At 75.2% G+C, this 13,813-nt stretch carries 11 protein-coding genes and 1 pseudogene; 3 read left to right on the forward strand and 9 right to left on the reverse strand.

The genetic code is table 11. The features are described 5' to 3' along the window. The 3 genes and pseudogenes from ACVCAH_RS30640 to ACVCAH_RS30650 form a co-directional block, all read left to right on the forward strand. A pseudogene (locus ACVCAH_RS30640) lies at positions 1-90 on the forward strand (C39 family peptidase); the annotation flags it as partial. A gap of 260 nt (positions 91-350) precedes the next feature. Continuing rightward, positions 351-1,244 (forward strand): DUF1996 domain-containing protein, encoded by an 894-nt coding sequence (locus ACVCAH_RS30645; protein ID WP_447139721.1) that lies wholly within the window; start codon positions 351-353, stop codon positions 1,242-1,244. A gap of 70 nt (positions 1,245-1,314) precedes the next feature. Next, the gene (locus tag ACVCAH_RS30650) at positions 1,315-1,995 is read left to right on the forward strand and encodes a DUF305 domain-containing protein (protein ID WP_447139722.1); all 681 of its coding nucleotides are present in this window, start codon (positions 1,315-1,317) and stop codon (positions 1,993-1,995) included. A gap of 37 nt (positions 1,996-2,032) precedes the next feature. On the opposite strand, the gene ACVCAH_RS30655 is transcribed toward ACVCAH_RS30650, so the two are convergent. From ACVCAH_RS30655 to ACVCAH_RS30695, 9 genes are read right to left on the reverse strand one after another with little or no spacing between them, the layout of a single operon-like run. After that, positions 2,033-2,854 carry an HpcH/HpaI aldolase/citrate lyase family protein gene (locus ACVCAH_RS30655; protein ID WP_447139723.1) on the reverse strand — a complete coding sequence of 274 codons (822 nt, stop codon included), beginning with the start codon at positions 2,852-2,854 and terminating at the stop codon, positions 2,033-2,035. After that, complete coding sequence (locus ACVCAH_RS30660) at positions 2,854-4,065, reverse strand: CaiB/BaiF CoA transferase family protein (RefSeq protein WP_447139724.1); 1,212 nt, start codon at positions 4,063-4,065, stop codon at positions 2,854-2,856. Before ACVCAH_RS30660 ends, ACVCAH_RS30655 begins: the two co-directional genes overlap by 1 nt. Next, on the reverse strand, positions 4,062-6,215 hold the full coding sequence (locus ACVCAH_RS30665) for an alpha/beta hydrolase-fold protein (RefSeq protein ID WP_447139725.1): 2,154 nt from the start codon (positions 6,213-6,215) through the stop codon (positions 4,062-4,064). Before ACVCAH_RS30665 ends, ACVCAH_RS30660 begins: the two co-directional genes overlap by 4 nt. A gap of 4 nt (positions 6,216-6,219) precedes the next feature. After that, positions 6,220-8,169, reverse strand: a complete 1,950-nt coding sequence (locus tag ACVCAH_RS30670) for an SUMF1/EgtB/PvdO family nonheme iron enzyme (RefSeq protein ID WP_447139726.1) — start codon at positions 8,167-8,169, stop codon at positions 6,220-6,222. Then, entirely contained in the window at positions 8,166-9,104 is a 939-nt protein-coding gene (locus ACVCAH_RS30675; protein WP_447139727.1) for a ribokinase, read from the reverse strand. Before ACVCAH_RS30675 ends, ACVCAH_RS30670 begins: the two co-directional genes overlap by 4 nt. Beyond that, on the reverse strand, positions 9,101-10,468 hold the full coding sequence (locus tag ACVCAH_RS30680) for an ADP-ribosylglycohydrolase family protein (protein ID WP_447139728.1): 1,368 nt from the start codon (positions 10,466-10,468) through the stop codon (positions 9,101-9,103). The genes ACVCAH_RS30675 and ACVCAH_RS30680 overlap by 4 nt, the downstream gene beginning before the upstream one ends. Further along, positions 10,465-11,643: an ADP-ribosylglycohydrolase family protein gene (locus ACVCAH_RS30685; RefSeq protein WP_447139729.1), complete on the reverse strand. Its 1,179-nt coding sequence runs from the start codon at positions 11,641-11,643 to the stop codon at positions 10,465-10,467. Before ACVCAH_RS30685 ends, ACVCAH_RS30680 begins: the two co-directional genes overlap by 4 nt. Before the next feature lie 2 nt (positions 11,644-11,645). Beyond that, positions 11,646-12,941: an ABC transporter substrate-binding protein gene (locus ACVCAH_RS30690; protein WP_447139730.1), complete on the reverse strand. Its 1,296-nt coding sequence runs from the start codon at positions 12,939-12,941 to the stop codon at positions 11,646-11,648. Between the two features lie 31 nt (positions 12,942-12,972). After that, a complete protein-coding gene (locus tag ACVCAH_RS30695; protein ID WP_447139731.1) occupies positions 12,973-13,812 on the reverse strand; it encodes a carbohydrate ABC transporter permease in 840 nt (279 codons plus the stop codon). Position 13,813 lies beyond the last annotated feature (1 nt).

Here is a 13,813-nt window from a genome sequence, read left to right on the forward strand (position 1 = left end):
GCCGACTCGGCCAACCCGGACACCGCCTCCTACCGGATGAGCGTGGACAACCTGGCCGACTGGATCGCCACCCGCGGCTACACCGCCTGACCCACAACCAGAACAACCACGAAGGGCCGACCCCCGGGGGCCGGCCCTTCGCCGTCTCCAGATCAGGGACGGAGCCGTTCTTCCATCCAGCGGGGCACGTATTGACAATTGTCGACGTCGGGGTGACCCTGGCGAGAGAGCGCTCTCTCACTCGCCCCGGGCACAGCACACCACCACCAGTCTGGCCAGGGATCTCCGATGCCTTTTCGGCGGCGGCACCGGTAGGGGTCCCTGACCCGTACCCCGACAGGAGTCACGAGATGGACAGGGCCGCACCCCTCTCCGGTACCCGCCGCCGGTTGCGCCTCGCGACAGCGATCGGCGCCCTGCTGGCGCTCCTCGGCACGTACGCCGTGCTCACCGCCGCGCGGGCCGACGCCGCACCGGCTCCGAACGTCATCCGGGTGGCCGAGTTCCCCGCCGACTGCCCGTACAGCCACCGGCTGCCCGACGACCCGATCATCTTCCCCGGGCTGCCCGGCGCCTCGCACATGCACAGCTTCTTCGGCAGCACGGTGACCAACGCCCACACCGACCTGGCCGACCTGCTGAACTCGACCAGCACCTGCAATCCGCGGGTGGACCTCTCGTCGTACTGGGTCCCGACGCTGTACCGCGACAACGTGCCGGTCGAGCCGTCCATCGTCACGTTCTACTACCTCGGCGAGGGCGTCCGGAGCGACATCGTCGCCCGCACCGAGCCGATCCCGCAGGGGCTGCGGATCGTCGCCGGCAACGCCCGGGCCACCGGCCCGAACGACAGCATCGCCCGCTGGTCCTGCCTGCACGCCGGGCACGTACCACCCTCGAAGGACTTCGTCACCTGCCCGGCCGGCACGATGCTGGAGTCGTACCTGGACTTCCCGCAGTGCTGGAACGGTCGCGACCTGGACTCCCCCGACCACAAGAGCCACATGGCGTACCCGGTGAACCAGGCCTGCCCGGCGACCCACCCGGTGCCGGTGCCGAAGCTGCGCCAGGTGCTGCGGTACCCGGTCAGCGGTGACCCGTCGCGGTTCCGGCTCGCCTCCGGACCGGGCTACACCATGCACGGGGACTTCTTCAACGCCTGGCCGGTGGAGGAGATGGCCCGCCGGGTCCGGGACTGCATCCGTCCGGTGATCAAGTGCGGGGCCGACGGCCGGCCGCTCTGACCGCACGCGATCGCTCCTACCGGGAGCGGGCCCGACAGCACGGGCCCGCTCCGCAGGGAAGGGAGGCCGGATGCACACCCGGGTCACCGTGCCGTTCGCCCTGCTCGCCGCGGCGCTGCTCGGCGCGGGCTGCGCCGGCGGCGGCGGACCCGCCGCCGGCACGCCGCCGCCGGACGGCGCCGTACCCGCCAGTGAAGCCCGGTCCCCGGACGGCGCCGCGGCCACGGGCGGCTCCGCGCCGGCCGCGGTGCCGCCTGCCGGGACGGCCGGCGAAGCGGGCGCGTTCAACGCGACCGACGTCGCCTGGCTCCAGCTGCACGTGGCGATGACCGAACGACTGCTGCCGGTGCTCGACCTGGTGCCGGCCCGGACCACCGACCCGGCCTGGCAGCGGCTCGCCGCCCGCGTCGCGACCACCCACCGCGCCGACCTCGCCCGGTCCCGCCGGCTGCTGGCCGACTCCGGCGCGCCGGCGACGAACCCGCACGAGGGCCACGACATGCCGGGCATGGTCACCGCCGAGGAACTCGCGGCGCTCCGGGCGGCCACCGGGGTGCCCCTGCACCAGCTGCTCGCCCGGCACCTGCGCGCGCACCTGGCACAGGCGGTCCGGCTCGCCGCAGCGGAACAACACGCCGGCGCCCACCCGGCGACCACCGCGCTCGCCGCCGCGATCGCCCGGGAGAGCCGTTCGGCGCTCGCTCGGCTGGACCGGCTCGATCAGGCGTCCCTACCCGGCACGGCGCGGTAGCGGCGGCGCGGTCGCCGCCGGGGCCGACGGGCGGGCCTCAGGCGGCGTACCGGGCGGCCAGGTCGACCGTGCGTCGGGCCGCCGCCACCATCGCCCGGTCGGCGAACCGGCCGTCCGGCAGCACCACGGTCCCGGACTCCCGGGTCTGCGCCTCGGCCACCGCGGCGAGTAGTTCCGCGGCCCGGGCCACCTCCCGCTCCCCCGGTCGGAACGCCTCGGCGATCACCGGAAGCTGGCGCGGGTGGATGGCCGCCCGGCCGAGGAAGCCCAGTCGCCGGCCCACGGCGCAGGAGGCGGCCAGACCGTCGGGGTCGGCCACGTGCGGGTACACCGACATCGCCGGCGGCGGCAGGCCGGCCGCTCGGGCCGCCACCACGATCCGGCCACGCGGCCAGGTCAGCCCGTCCTCGTCGGTGACGCCCAGGTCGGAGCGGAGGTCGGCCTCGCCGAGCCCGATCGAGGCCACCGCGGGATGGGCCGTGGCGATGGCGTACGCGGACTCGACGCCGAGTGCCGACTCGACCAGCGGGTGCAGCGGCACGTCGACCCGGGTCGCGAGCGCGGTCACCGTCGCGGGTGACTCCACCTTGGGCAGCCGCAACCCGGTCAGCCCCGGCCGTCCCGCGACGGCGGACAGGTCGGCGGCGAGGTCCGGGCCCGCCAGCTCGTTGACCCGGACCTGCACCGGCACGGGGTGCGGCTGCGCCAGGAACTCCGCCACCGCCGCCCGGGCGTACGCCTTGCGGCCGGCGACCACGGCGTCCTCCAGGTCGAGGATCACCGCGTCGGCGCCCGAGGCGACCGCCTTGGCGAACCGGTCCGGCCGGTCACCGGGTACGTAGAGCCAGGTGAGCAGCATCAGACCACGCCCTGCGCGCGAAGCTGGGCCAGCTCGGCGTCGTCCACGCCGAGAGCGCGCAGCACCGCGTCGGTGTCCTGGCCGTGCCGGCGCCCGGCGTGCCGGATCTCCCCCGGCGTGCCGGAGAGCCGGAACGGCACGTTCTGCATCCGCACCTCGCCCAGTTCCTCGTCGGGCACGGTGCGCACGGTGCCCAGCGCCGCGTACTGCGGGTCGGCGAGGATGTCCCGCACGTCGTAGACCGGGGCCACCGCCGCCTCGGCCGCTTCGAACGCGGCCACCACCTCGTCGCGGTCGCGCTCGGCCACCCAGGCGCTCACCGCCGCGTCCAGCTCGTCGGCGTGCGCGGCCCGGCCGCTGCCGGTGGCGAACCACGGCTCGTCGACCAGCTCGGGACGGCCGACCAGGCGCAGCACCCGCTCGGCGATGCTCTGCGCGCTGGTGGAGACCGCGACCCAGCGCCCGTCCGCGCAGCGGTACGTGTTGCGCGGGGCGTTGTTGTTGGACCGGTTGCCCAGCCGGGGCTGGACGTAGCCGAGCTGGTCGTACCAGGTGATCTGCGGGCCGAGCATCGCCATGATCGGCTCGATGATGGCCAGGTCGACCACCTGCCCGGCGCCGGTGAGCTCCCGGCCGCGCAACGCCAGCATGACCGCGTACGCGGCGGCCAGCGCGGTCACCGAGTCGGCCAGCCCGAACGGCGGCAGGGTCGGCGGGCCGTCCGGTTCGCCGGTGGCGGCGGCGAAGCCGCTCATCGCCTCGGCCAGGGTGCCGAATCCGGGCCGCCGGGCGTACGGCCCGACCTGGCCGAAGCCGCTGATCCGGGCGATCACCAGCCGGGGGTTGACCGCGTGCAGCTCGGCCGGGCCGAGGCCCCACCGCTCCAGGGTGCCGGGGCGGAAGTTCTCCACCAGCACGTCGGCGTCGGCGACCAGCCGGCGCAGCAGTTCGGCGCCGCGCGGGTCGCCGAGGTTGAGGGTGACCGTGCGCTTGTTGCGCCCGAGCACCTTCCACCACAGCCCGACACCGTCCTTGGCCGGGCCGTGCCCGCGCGACGGGTCGGGCTTCGCCGGGTGTTCCACCTTGACCACCTCGGCGCCGAAGTCGCCGAGGAACGCCGCGGCGAGCGGCCCGGCGAAGAGGGTGGCCAGGTCCACCACCTTCACCCCGTCGAGCGGGCCGGGCCGGCCCGGTTCGGCTGCGGCGGTCACGGCGTTCCCTTCGTCGGCTCGATGGTGGCGAGGAAGACGTCCCCGTTGCCGAGCGCCCCGCCCGGCAGCGTCCCGGCGGTGAGCCCGCTGACCAGCAGCCGCCCGTCGGCGCCGGGAGCGGCGTAGACGTTCTCCTCGCCGAAGGCGTCCGCGGCGTCGTCGCGGGCGGTGCCGTACTGGGCCGCACCGAGTTGGCGGCCGCGGGAATCCAGCCGCAGGGTCAGCACGTCCGCGCCGCCGACCGGCACCCCGAGGCTGCTGCCGGTGAAGCCGACCACGGCCACCGCCCCGCCGGGCAGGGCCACCACCTCGGCGCCACCGTCGGCGCCCCGGCCGCCGGTCACCGTCCGCCAGCGCTGTTGGCCTGCCGCGGTGTAGGCCACGGTCAGCACGTCGGAGCCGCCGGCGGTGGCCTCGCCGCCGACCGAACCAGTGGCCACCACCGTGCCGGTGGAGCTGACCGCGACCCCGCCGAGCAGGTCGTCACCCGCCCCGCCGACCGAGGTCGTCCAGCCGCGGTTGCCGGCCGGGTCGAACCGGGCCAGCCACCCGTCGGTGCCGCCGAGCGCGGTGGTGCCGGGCAGGCCGGCCGAGGTGCCACCGGCGACGTACACGCCGTCGGCGTCGACGGCCACCGCGTACGCCTTGTCCTCGCCGGCGCCGCCGAACTGCCGGCTCCAGGCGACCGACCCGTCTGGGGCGATCCGGGCCAGCACCGCGTCCTTGTCCCCGGCCGGGGCCGTCCCGTCGAACGAGCCGCTGGTGTAGCCGGCGACGTAGGCGCCGCCGTCCGGGGCGGCCGCGACGGCGTAGAACCGGTCCGCCTTGGCCGGGTCACCGGCCTGGGTCAGCCAGGCCCGCTGCCCGGCCGCGGTCAGCCGGGTCACGAACCCGTCGTCGGCGGGGCTGCCGGGGTGCCGGCCGTCGAGGTCGCCCCGGGTGTAGCCGGCCGCGACCACGCCGCCGTCGGCGAGCGGCACCACCCCGTAGAGCCGGTCGTTGGCCGGGCCGCCGAACTGGGTCGTCCACCGCGCGCCGGCCGCGTCGAGGCGGCTGACGACGGCGTCCAGCCCGCCCGCGTACGGCTGGCCGGCCACCGGCCCGGAGGCCGCGTACCCGATGGTGGTGGCGCCGTCCGGGTGCGCGGCGACGCCGCCGGCCCAGTCGGTGCCCGCGCTGCCGTACGCCGGCCCGGGCAGCCCGGCCGGCGGGGTGACGCTCAGCGTGGGAGCCAGTCGCCGTAGACCGTCCACGAAGGCCGGTCGCCAGACGTCCCAGTCGTGCCCCCCGTCGAGCACCCGGAACTCGGCGGCCACCCCGTCGGTACGGCGCACCGTGTTGTAGAGGGTCGCCGCTTCGTAGTCCAGGTCGTGCACCGCGTCCGCCGGGTCCGGGTTGGCCCACTCGTCGTCGCCGACCGCGATGTACATCCGCACCGGCGACTCGGCCGCCACGCCGGGCAGCAGCGCCGGGTAGTTCGACCGCTGGTAGACCTCGTCGGAGAAGCGCTGTTCGCCGGAGCCGAAGGCGCCGAACTCGCGCGCGGAGGAGTCGGCCGGCGGCAGCGGCCGGTACACCGCCGGGCTGAGCACCAGCGCGTTGGCGAAGAGGTCCTGGTGGGCCAGCGCGTAGCGCAGGGCGCCGGCGCCGCCCATCGAGTAGCCGCCGACCAGCCGGGCGCCCCGGTGGGCCGCGGTGCGGTAGGTGGCGTCGACGTGCGCCACCAGGTCCCGGGTGAGCGCGGTCTCCACCGGCCGGCCCGGGTCGTCGGCGCCGGTGTACGCGGAGTCGACGTACCAGCTGCCGCGGCTGCTCCACGGGGCGTCGGGCAGCACGGCGACCACCGGCGGCACCTCGCCGTCGGCGATCAGCCGGTCCAGGTCGGCCTTGACCCGGGTCCACGCCGCCATGGTGTCGCCCCGGCCGTGCAGCAGGTAGAGCACCGGGTAGCGGGTGGCGCCGGACGCGTCGTAGCCGTACGGCAGGTAGACGGTGTAGTCGATGTCGCCGTCCAGCGCCGGCGAGGGCGCCGAGGCGGTGGTCAGCGTGCCCACGCGGAGCCGCTCCGCGGCGGCCGGCGCCGCGCCGGCCAGCCCGAGCGCGAGGAGTACGGCGGCAACGCCGCCGCCGATCCGCCAGCGCCTGCTCATCAGCTCACTCCTGTCCGGTCGGGAGGTCGGCGGCGCAGCGGAAGCCGACCTGGTCGGAGCGGGTCAGCCCGGCGCCGGTCAGCAGCAGCTTCACCGACACGTCCGGTGGCTGCGGTCCGCCGTCGACGTACCAGTCCGAGCCCTCCGCCCGGTACGCGGCCCCGCCCTTGACGATGACGAACCGGGTCCGCCCGTCGGAGTGCTCGCTCTCGGTCAGGTTCCACACCAGCGGCTCCCGGCGGGCCAGCAGCCCCGCCTCGGCGGCCACCTGCCACTCGTCTTCGGTGGGCAGCCGCAGCCCGGCCCACGCCGCGTACGCCCGGGCGTCGGCCAGCTCGACCCCGGTGACCGGGGAGTCGGCCGGCCCCTGGCCGGCGGTGAACCGCTCCGGACGCACCGGCCGGTAGCCGGTGGCGCGCAGGAAATCGGCGTACTGGCCGTGGGTGACCTCTTCGGTGGCGATGGCGAACCGGCCCAGTGCCACGCTGCGGCGCAGGGTGCCGGTGTGGTGCAGCCGCGGCGGCAGCGGCTTCCACTCGTCGACGTACGGCGTCTCCCCGTACAGCCCGGTCTCCCGCACCCGGTGCCGCACCAGCAGCTCACGCCGGCCGCCGTCGACGGCGACCATGCCGTCGGGCACCGCAGCGCGCGGTGCCCACGGGGTGCGCGCCCGCACCGCGGCGCGGGCCGGGAAGGACGGGTCGCCGGTCGGGGCGGGGTGCGCCGGCACGGCGGCGTCGGTGGCGACCACCGCGGCGATCGCGCCGGCGGGCAGCGGGCCACCCACGGCGACCCGGCCGTCCGGGGTCGGCGTGGCGGTCAGCTCGGCGCCGGTGACCAGGTCGACGAAACGCCGGCCGGCGCGCGCCTCGGTGACCAGCCAGGGTCCGTCGTGGTCGCCGCCGCGGTTCGCCACCGTCCACAGTGGCTCGCCGTCGTGCGTCCAGCGGGACGCGTACACCTGGCCGGTGCCGGGGTGGTCGGCGAGCGGAACCCAGTCCTCGGCGCGCAACCACGCGGCGTGGCTGGCCTGCACCCGGCGCATCGCCCGCAGCACCGCCCGGTCGCGGGCGTTCCAGCCGACCCAGACCCCGAAGACGCTCTCCCAGACCAGCACCCCGACCCCGTTGAGCCAGGCGGAGTGCAGTTCGTCGAGGTGGTCGCGGTGCCACCGGCGGGTGTGGTGCAGCACGTGCCGGCGCTCGAACCACTTGGCCCGCAGCACGCCGGGCACCTCGGAGTCGGCGAACCACTGCGCCCACGACATCGCGTGGTCGGCGATCCGGGCCAGCGGCACCCGGCTCTCCCCCTCCAGCACCATGCCGGGCCGGACGGCGTCCAGCTCGCGGCGCAGCTCGTCCGCGCCCTCCTTGAGGGTGTCCAGGAAGACGCCGTCGACGCCGAGCTTGCCGGCCAGCGCCGCGACCTCCTCGGCGTCGGTGCCGGTCTCCCGCCGGGTGCCGGTGTCCCACGGGTTGTAGTCGACGAACACCCGCACCCCGTGGGCCTGGAAGGCGCGCACCACCTCGGGCAGCTCCGGCACGTCCCGGTACCAGTCGAACTGGTTGCGGTCGTCCAGCCCGATCACCGGGTACGCGTGCCAGAGCACCACGCCGTCGAAGCCGCCGAAGTCCCGGCCGGCCGCGTCGAGGAACGCGTCGACGGTGAAGACGCCGCGCTCGTGGTCGTAGAGCGTCTCGTCCCAGAGCCAGGCCAGGCAGACGGTGAAGCAGTCGAGGGGGATCTCGTCGTAGTGCGCCCCGGTGTAGCCCAGCCGGGCCCGCGCGTCGGCGCGCCAGCGGGTGAGCTGGTCGCGCCAGGCCGGCCAGAGCGCCGGGTCGTCCGGCGCCGCGAAGATCTTCGCCTCGTCCAGCGCCGCCAGGTCGGCGTGCCCACCGAGCGGCACCTCGGTGGGCCGGTCGATCGGGCGCGGCACGTACGGGTTGAAACTCACGGGGTCCCCCGGTATGTCTCGGTGTACAGGGCCTCGATGGCGGCCCGCTCGGGCAGCGCGGTCGACGCGCCGGGGCGCTGGGCGCAGGCCGCGCCGGCGGCGCACGCCCAGCGCAGGATCGCGGTGACCGTGTCGGCGTCGAGCGCGCCGCCGCGTTCGGCCCACCCGACCGCCAGCGCCGCGGTGAACGCGTCACCGGCCGCGGTGGTGTCCACCGCCTCGATCCGCGGCGGCGGGATCTCCAGCCGCAGGCCGCGCCGGTCGGCGTACGCGGCGCCCCGCGCACCGAGCGTCAGCACCACCCGCGGCACCAACTCCAGCAGGGCGTCCAGCAACATGGGCGGGTCGTCGGCGAAGACGCCGGCGACGACCGCCGCCTCGTGCTCGTTGACCACCAACACGTCGACCAGGTCGAGCAGCTCCGCCGGCAGCGGCGCGGCCGGCGCGGCGTTCAGCACCACCGTGGTGCCCTCGGCGCGGGCCAGGTCGGCGGCGGTGACCACGGTCGGCAGCGGCACCTCCAGCTGGAGCAGCAGCACGTCCGCCGCGCCGATGGCGGCCCGGTCGGCGGCGTCCAGGTCGGTCAGCGCGGCGTTGGCGCCGGGGGCGACGACGATGAAGTTCTCCGCCGACCAGTCGACGGCGATCAACGCCACCCCGGACGCGCCGGGCACCGTGCGCAGGCCGGACACCGCCACGCCGGCGTCCACCAGGTTCGCCCGCAGCTGCCGGCCGAACTCGTCGTCGCCCACCGCGCCGACGAACGCGCACGCGGCGCCGGCCCGGGCGGCGGCGACCGCCTGGTTGGCCCCCTTGCCGCCGGGCACGGTGCGGAAGTCGTCGCCGAGCACCGTCTCCCCGGGGCGGGGCAGCTGGGGCGCGGTGACCACCAGGTCCAGGTTGGCGCTGCCCACCACGACCACCTCGGCGGTCATCGGGCACCTCCCGCGGTCGCGGCCGGGTCGGCCAGCGCGGCGGTACGGGTGGCCAGCTCGGCGAAGCCGACCCCGTCGAACCCGGCGATGCTGCTGGCCAGCCGCCCGCGCAGCGGGTCGACCCAGCGGCCGGGCAGCCCGGACGCGCCGGTCAGCGCCCCGGTCACCGCGCCGACGGTGGCGCCGGTGGAGTCGGTGTCCCAGCCCCCGCTGACCACCGCGCAGATCGACCGCTCCAGCTCCCCCCGCCCGTACGCCAGCGCGGCCGCGACCAGGGCGGCGTTGTTGCGTACGTGCACCCAGTGCAGGTGGCCGTGCCGGGCGTACAGCTCGTCGAGCACGGTCTCCCAGTCGTCGGTGCCGGCGCCCAGCGCCCGCGCCTCGCGCACCGCCGCGGCGAACCGGCTTCGCGGCGGCAGCACCGCCTCGCCGGCGTCAAGCACCTCGTCGACGTTCCCGGCGACCGTCGCGGCGGCCGCCATGGCGGCCACCCAGATCGCCCCGTACACGCCGCCGCGGACGTGGCTGACGGTGGCGTCGCGCCAGGCCAGCTCGGCGGCCCGGTCAGGGCGGCCCGGGTTGACCCAGCCGTAGACGTCGGTGCGGATCTGCGCGCCGATCCACTCCCGGAACGGGTTGTGCCGCCGCGCGGACTGCGGCGGGGCCAGCCCGAGCAACAGGTTGCGGTAGGCCACCCGCTCGGCGGTGAAGACCCGGCCGCCGGGCAGCCAGTCCAGCCACGCCTGGGCCACGTCGGCGCTGGTGAAGTCCCGGCCGTGGGTCTCCAGCACGCGCAGCGCCAGCAGCGCGAAGTTCAGGTCGTCGTCCTCGGGCATGCCGTCGATGTTCTCGGCGAGGCTGGTCGGCGCGCTGCGCCGGTTCCACGGCCAGCGGGCGGCCACCTCCGCGGGCAGGCCCCGCGCGGTGAACCAGTCCCGCAGCGGCCACCGGCCGGTCGCGGTGAGGATCTCCCGGATCCCGTGGCGGGGGATCTTCTCCACCGGCTTGCCGAGCAGGCAGCCCACCGCCCGGCCCAGCCAGGCGCCGTGCAGCCGGTCGTACGCCGCCGGTCCGGCCGGCAGCGACCAGGTCGCCGGCCAGCCGGCCCGCACGTCGGCGAGGTCCTCCGGTTCGGCCGCGGAGCCGGCCGGCGACAGCGCGTCGGCGGCGTCCAGCAGTTCGGTGGCGAGCGCCCGCAGCCGCGGCGGGGCCGGGGTCGCCGAGGCGCCGCTCACCGGCGGGGTGGCATCCCCGCCCGCGGCGACCCACCGCTCGGCGATCGCCGTCACGTCCCGCCCCTCGTCCCGGCTGGCCGCGATCTCGTGCGGCAACAGGTCCTCGGGCTGCACCCAGGTGATCCTCACCGGGCCGACTCCCCCGCCGCCTCCCCGGCCCGCTCCGGCGTCCGCGCCAGCCCGCCGAAGCGCTCGGCCCGGCGGGCGAACCGCGCCCGGTCGCGGTCGAAGACCTCGGTGGCCACCGCAGCGAGCACCCGCGCCGGCTCGACCAGGTCGGTACGCGAGGCGGTGCCGACCACCGTCGACCACTCGGCGGGGACCGCCGCCGCGCCGCCCAGCGCGCCGGCGATCGCGCCGGCCATGGTGGCGGTGGAGTCGGCGTCCCGGCCGTAGTTGACCGCGCCGAGCACCGCCCGCCGGTAGTCGCCGCCGGCCACCACCAGCATGCCGAGCGCCACCGGCAGCTCCTCGATGGCGTGCAGCCGGCTGGGTCGGCGGGCGCCCAGACCGGGGTTGCGGTACTCCTCGCCGACCGTGTCGTAGGGGGCCACCGCGGCGCGCAGCGGTGCGATGGCGACCCGCCAGTCGTCGTACCCCCGGGCCTCCTTGACCACCGCGTCGATGGCCGCCCGGGTGCCGTCGCGGGCCACGTCGAGGGCGGCGGCGACGACGTCCTCGACGCCCGCCCCGGGGGCCGCGGCGGCGGCGACCGCGGCGGCGAAGACCGCCGCGGCCTCCCGCCCGTAGCTGTGCTGGTGCGCCCCGGCGATCTCCACCGCCTCGGCGTACGCCCCGGCCGGTTCGCCCGCGTTGACGATGCCGACCGGGGCCATGTACATGGCCGCGCCGCAGTTGACGATGTTGCCCACGCCCGCCTCGCGGGGGTCGGCGTGCGCGTGGTGCAGGCGGGTGACCAGCCACCGCTCGGCGGCCGCGAGCCGGTGGAAGGTCACCCCCTCGCGCTCCAGGTCGGGGATGTACACCACCCGCTCGATCAGGTCGGGGACGAGCAGTTCCACCACGTCGTACGCGTCGAGGTGGTCCCGCTTGGCCGCGTACGCCCGCACCAGCGCGTGGGTCATCAACGTGTCGTCGGTGATGTGCCCGTCGCCCTTGTGGTACGGCGCGAGTGGCCGCGCGGTGGCCCAGTCGGCGTGGAACGGGGGCACGATGCCCTCGACCCAGCCGCCGAAACGGGTGCGGATCTGCTCCGGAAGTGCCGTCTCGGTGGCCCCGCCGAGGGCATCGCCCACGGCGGCGCCGACCAGACATCCGACCGACTTGTCGAGCAAGAGTGACATCGTTACCTCAGAACCTGCTTGCCACCGTCGACCAGCTGCGTGCCGAGCTGGTCCAGGGTGATCTTGTTGGCGAAGTACTGCTGCAGGGCCGGGGTGGCGTACTTGGTCTTCCACTCCGGGTAGCCGTCGGCCATCTGGAACGGCGCGACGGTCAGGTCGGCCGCGCTGTCCGCGGCGACGTCCCAGCCCTGCTTGCCGCCGGTCAGCTTGACCAGCTCCTGGTTGGCCTGCTTGCCGGTGGGGACCAGCCAGTCACCCTTGGCCAGCGCGGCCATGTTGGCCGGGTTGAGGAAGTACTCCAGGAACTGCGCGGCCTGCTTCTTGCTCTTCGAGTCCTCGGCGATGGACAGCGTCTGCGGGTTCGCCGCCTGCTTGCTGGAGAGTCCCTTGACCGGCGGCAGGGTCACCCACTCGAAGCCGGCCGGCGCCTGCTCGACCATCTGCTGGCGCAGCGACACCGAGCCGGGCAGCATGGCGTACTTGCCGCCGAAGAAGCCGGGCAGGGTGTCCGCGCCGCTCATCCCGAGCGCCTCCGGGGACGCCGACTTCGTCGTGTAGATCATGTCGTGGATCCGCTTCGGGACCTCCTTCTCCGCGTCGCCGACCTTGACCTCGGTCTTGCCGCCGTCGGTGTAGAAGAACTTCCCGTCGAAGTTGAGCGCCAGGTTCAGCACCCGGTTGGTCGGCGACTTCAGCGCCCACGCCACGCCGTACTGGCCGGGCTTGGTGAGCTTCTGCGCGTTGGCCTGGAACTCGTCCCAGGTCCAGCCGCCGTCGGCCGGGGGCACCGCGACGCCGGCCGCGTCGAGCAGCTTCTTGTTGGCGATGACGACCTGCGACTCCAGCAGGAACGGCACGCCGGTGACCTTGCCGTCGTAGGTGACGGTGTCCCAGATGCCCTGGTCGATCTGACCCTTCAGGTCGCCGGAGATCAGGTTGGACAGGTCGGCCAGGTAGCCCTGCTTGCTGAACTCGCCGATCGCGGACGCCTCGTAGTGCACGATGTCCGGTGCGTCGCCGCCCTCGAAGGAGGTGAGCAGCTGGTCGTGCACCGAGTTCCAGTCACCCTGGACGTACTCGACCTGGATGTCCGGGTGCTCGGCGTTCCACTTGGCGACCAGGTCCTTGTTGGCCTGCAGCGACTCCTTCTGCCAGGCCAGGCTGAGGAAGCGCAGCTTCACCGGGCCGGACGTGGCCTCGTCGTCGTCGCCGCCGTCGCCGCACGCGGCGAGCGCGCCGAGGCCGACGACCGCGACCGCGGCGGCCGCGGCGAGTCGACGGAATCTTCTACGGAGCATGGGGGGATACCTCCTCGGTGGTGGGTGGGGGTCAGCCCTTGACCGCGCCGGCGAGCGACCCGGACGAGAGCCGGCGTTGCATGAACGCGAAGAAGACCAGGCTGGGCAGGGTGGCCAGCAGCGAACCGGCGGCCAGCGGGCCCAGCCGGGCGGTGCCCTCGATGCCGACGAACCGGGCCAGCGCCACCGGCAGGGTGGCCAGCTCCGGGGTCTTGATCAGCACCAGGGCGAAGAAGAACTCGTTCCAGGCGGAGATGAACGAGAAGAGCGCGGTGGCGACCACGCCGGGGGCGAGCAGCGGGAAGACCACCCGGCGCAGCACCTGCACCCGGCTGGCGCCGTCCACGCTGGCGGCCTCCTCCAGCTCGCGCGGGATGTTGCGGACGAAGCCCTGCAGCATCCACAGCGCGAACGGCAGTGCCCAGACCACGTAGATGAGCACCAGCCCGGCGTGCGTGTTGGCCAGCCCGACCTGCCGCAGCACCAGGAAGATCGGGATGATCAGCAGCACGAACGGGAAGAGCTGGGACAGCAGCACCCAGCCCAGGGCCGCGGTGCCGAGCTTGGAGCGGAACCGGGCCAGGGCGTACGACGCGGGCAGCGCGACCAGCACGGTGAGCACCGCCGAGGCGAGCGAGACCTGGAGGCTGTTCAGGGCGGCCCGGCCCAGCTCCTGCTCGGTGAAGGCCTGCACGAAGTTCTGCACCGTCGGGTTGCCCGGGATCAGCGTCGGGTGCAGCTGCACCAGTTCCCGGGGCGGCTTGAACGCCGTCGAGACCAGCCAGACCAGCGGGAACCCGAGGAAGATCAGGTAGCCGGTCAGCGCCAGGTACTGCAGCGTCCGCCCGGTACGGCTCGGCCTTCCGATCATG

Source organism: Micromonospora sp. LZ34 (genome assembly GCF_052981855.1).